The organism is Arthrobacter wenxiniae (assembly GCF_013376105.1).
GTDB lineage: Bacteria > Actinomycetota > Actinomycetes > Actinomycetales > Micrococcaceae > Specibacter > Specibacter wenxiniae.
Genome location: NZ_JAAMFM010000056.1, coordinates 1 through 3,451 on the forward strand (window position 1 = coordinate 1; position 3,451 = coordinate 3,451).

Annotated in this window: 3 protein-coding genes; all 3 read left to right on the forward strand. The window is 59.9% G+C overall.

Translation table 11 applies throughout. The features are described 5' to 3' along the window. Window positions 1-141: 141 nt before the first annotated feature. The 3 genes from G6034_RS20365 to G6034_RS19270 are packed head-to-tail and all read left to right on the forward strand — an operon-like array spanning window position 142 to window position 3,363. On the forward strand, window positions 142-1,386 hold the full coding sequence (locus G6034_RS20365; protein WP_176636713.1) for a tyrosine-type recombinase/integrase: 1,245 nt from the start codon (window positions 142-144) through the stop codon (window positions 1,384-1,386). Beyond that, entirely contained in the window at window positions 1,383-2,357 is a 975-nt protein-coding gene (locus tag G6034_RS19265; protein WP_176636714.1) for a tyrosine-type recombinase/integrase, read from the forward strand. Before G6034_RS20365 ends, G6034_RS19265 begins: the two co-directional genes overlap by 4 nt. Further along, on the forward strand, window positions 2,344-3,363 hold the full coding sequence (locus G6034_RS19270; protein ID WP_176636715.1) for a tyrosine-type recombinase/integrase: 1,020 nt from the start codon (window positions 2,344-2,346) through the stop codon (window positions 3,361-3,363). Before G6034_RS19265 ends, G6034_RS19270 begins: the two co-directional genes overlap by 14 nt. Window positions 3,364-3,451 lie beyond the last annotated feature (88 nt).

The following is a 3,451-nucleotide window of genomic DNA, read 5'->3' on the forward strand; positions in this document are numbered from 1 at the left end:
GATTATCCGGAGGATTCTGTTATCCCGAGTGTCGGCCGGCATCCCTGTGGAGAGACGGGTATTGAGGGACCATATTCGGGATAACAATCTGGGATTACGCTGACTCACCCCTGTTCGTTTTCACATGGAGGTGAGGAAGAAGTGAAGATCCCCATTGGTGAGCTGATCGCGAAGTCCGATACCGAGATGATAAGGCTCAATCAGGCGCCGTCAACGTTGATGCAGTATCGGCGCGCGTGGCACCGCTTCGAGGTGTTCTGCTCCGAAGAAGGAATCACGGAGTTCACTGACGAAGCCTTGGCATCCTACTTGAAGTTCCTGGCCACGGAACGAGGCGAGGGCAGGTTCAAGGAGTGGAAATACAAGGTCCTGCACAAGTCGGCCCTGGTGCTGTCAGAGGTCAACCAAACTGGCACGTATCAGTGGAAGATCTCAAAGAACGCCGCTCCGAACGATGCACTTAATGACGTGTTTCACCCGGTCCAGGAGCACTTTGAGGCGTGGCTGACCCACCAATGTCTGGCCCAGGATACACAGGACCTGTATGCAACCGTTGGCCGTCGGGCGCTGGCATCGTGGCAGGGTCGAGGGATCACGGACTTGGGGGCGTTGACTGGTTCAGACGTGGCTTCCGCTTTGGTTTCACTGGCAGAAAGCTACCAGCCCGGCAGCATGAGGACGGTGCTCTCCGCCGTTCGGGTGTTGTGTCGATTTCTCGAAGAAGCCGGAGGTTGTTCGGGTCTCTCCAGGGCAGTTCCGCGGATCGTTTCACGGCGGGTGAAACATGTTTCCGTGCTGCCCGCTGAGATGGTCGAGATGCTGACGAACGCGCCCGTCCCGGGGAAGGCCACCGGAAGACGTGACCGTGCCATGCTGCTGCTGGGCGCACGCACCGGGTTGCGCCCCGTCGACATCGTTGCCCTGCGCCTGAAGGATATCGACTGGCGGCAAGGACAAATCACCCTGGCACAACACAAGACCGATGCGGTATTGATCCTGCCGCTTTTGGCTGATGTCGGCGAGGCCATCGTCGACTACCTGCTGCATGACAGGCCTGCCGGGGTGAACGATGAGCATGTGTTCCTTCGTGCAAAAGCCCCGTATGTTGGCCTTTCGCCTTCAGGCAGCGCGTATGAGGTGTCGGCCCGTGCCTTTGTCCGGGCAGGAATCGGTTCACAGCCCGATATGGGCCACGGTTTTCGGGTGTTGAGAGCCTCCTTGGCGACCAGAATGCTGGAAGGCGATACGCCGCTGCCGGTGATCTCCGGAGCGCTCGGTCACCGGGACATTTCCGCGGCCAAGCACTATCTCACCGCCGACGAGGAACACATGCGGGCATGCTGTCTTGACTTCGCAGGGATCGAGCCGAGACGGGCATTGTCATGAATCGGTTTGTCAGCGGTCTGGCTCCTCAGATCCGGGGTCTGCTGGAGCTCAAGCATGCGATGGGGCTGCCGTATGAGTCCTCGGAACGTCATTTGTCGGCCTTCGACACGATGTGTGCCCGGCGATACCCGGGACAGACGATTCTCTCCCGGGAGATGGCCATGGACTGGGCCCTGCAACGACCCGGTGAGCACGTCAACGGCCAGATCAGGCGGATCACCCCGATCAGGCAGCTCGCCAAACACATGGCTTCATTGGGGGCCGATGCCTATGTCATCCCGACAGGCATCCCCGGGCGGCACATTCATTACCGTCCGCATATTTTCTCCCACCAAGAGTTGCGTGCACTTTTTGATGCCGCTGACACGATCCAGATGTCGCCTTATGGTGGCCAGCGACAGCTGATCATTCCGGTGATGTTCCGGATGATCTACTGCCTGGGCCTGCGTCCGGGCGAGGCGAGGAAGCTTCACCGCAATGATGTCGACCTGGCCCACGGTTCGGTGCTGATCCGTGAGTCAAAGGGCCACAAGGACCGGATGGTGTTCATGTCACCGGACCTGCACGCGTATTGCCGCCGATATGACGCCGCGATCGACTCCTACCATCCGGACCGGATACCGTTCTTCCCCAACCATCATGGTGATTTCTACAGCCAGAGCACCCCAGACTATTGGTTCCATGAGCTTCTGGATGCCGCCGACCCGTTCATCGTGGCGAGTCCCGGTTCGCCTCCGCGGCCCTATGACCTGCGGCATGTGCATGTGATCGAAGTGATCAACCGGTGGGTGCGCGCCGGCAGGAACCCGGAAGTGTTGGTCGCCTATTTGAGCCTGCATCTGGGGCACAGCGACACGGAGGACACCTGGTACTACTTCCATTTGGCCGCCGATTTCCACCCCGAGCTGCGCGGCATCGCGAACACAAACATTGAAGCCAGGTTCCCGGAGGCACACCATGAAATCCGATGAATTCTTCACCCTGGTCCGGAGCTGGCTGACCAGCTACCTGCCCCGATCACGCAGACTCAGCCCACACACGATCCGTTCCTACAAGACCGCCTTGAACGCCCTTTTGGTGTTTCTTGGCGAAACCCGGCATATGAAACTGGAGCAGATCGGTTTCGAGGAGATCACCTACAGCAGCATGTCCGGATTCATCTCGTGGCTCATGGATGTCCGGCACCTGAGTGCCTCCACAGCGAACCAGCGGCTGGCTGCCATCAAGTCTTTTCTGTCGTATTGCGCCGGGGAGGAGCCGGCACTTGTCGCGGTCTGGTTGGACGTCAAAAGGGTCCGCCCGGCCCGGACACCGGAGCATGCGCCGGATGCGTTGAGCATGGCCGCCGTTGATGCGCTGATTCGCGCACCGGGGCAACAAACCAGGCACGGGCTACGTGACACCACGATGATCCTGCTGCTCTTCGACGCCGCCGCGCGCATCCAGGAAGTTCTTGACCTGACACTGGCGGACGTGAACACCACGCCGGGAAGCGGGCAGGTAATACTCACAGGCAAAGGACGAAAGACACGCACACTGCCCATCATGGACAAAACCGGACGCCACCTGGATCAGTATCTGGAACTATTCCACCCCGGCACCCGTGTCCCGGGAGCACTGTTCTTCTACACGGTTCGGTCCGGCCGTCACCAGCCGATGAGCCAGGACAACGTCTCCTACCTGCTCAACAAGCATGCGGCCACCGCACGGGAGAACTGTCCGGAGATTCCCGAGCGAATCCATGCCCATCAGCTGCGGCACGCGCGTGCGATGCAGATGCTCCGTGCCGGCGTGCCCCTGCCCCACATCAAGGAATTCCTAGGGCATGCAAACATCTCCACGACTGAAATCTACGCCTCGGCAGACAACCAAATGGTCCGAGAGGCCATCCAGAAAGCCGCCAGCAGCGCTCCCGACCTCGCCCGGATCTGGAAAGGACCCGATGATCTGATCCTCCGACTCGCCGGGCTCAAATAGTTATCCCGAGGAATACGCACCCTCGTCCGCACCCGGACGGGCATGGCAGGCACAACTCGGGATAACAGAATCCTCCGGATAATCCGTG

Coding starts and splice junctions, on each gene's coding strand:
- G6034_RS19265 (WP_176636714.1), top strand. CDS start 1,383: ATGAATCGGTTTGTCAGCGGTCTGGCTCCTCAGATCCGGGGTCTGCTG.
- G6034_RS19270 (WP_176636715.1), top strand. CDS start 2,344: ATGAAATCCGATGAATTCTTCACCCTGGTCCGGAGCTGGCTGACCAGC.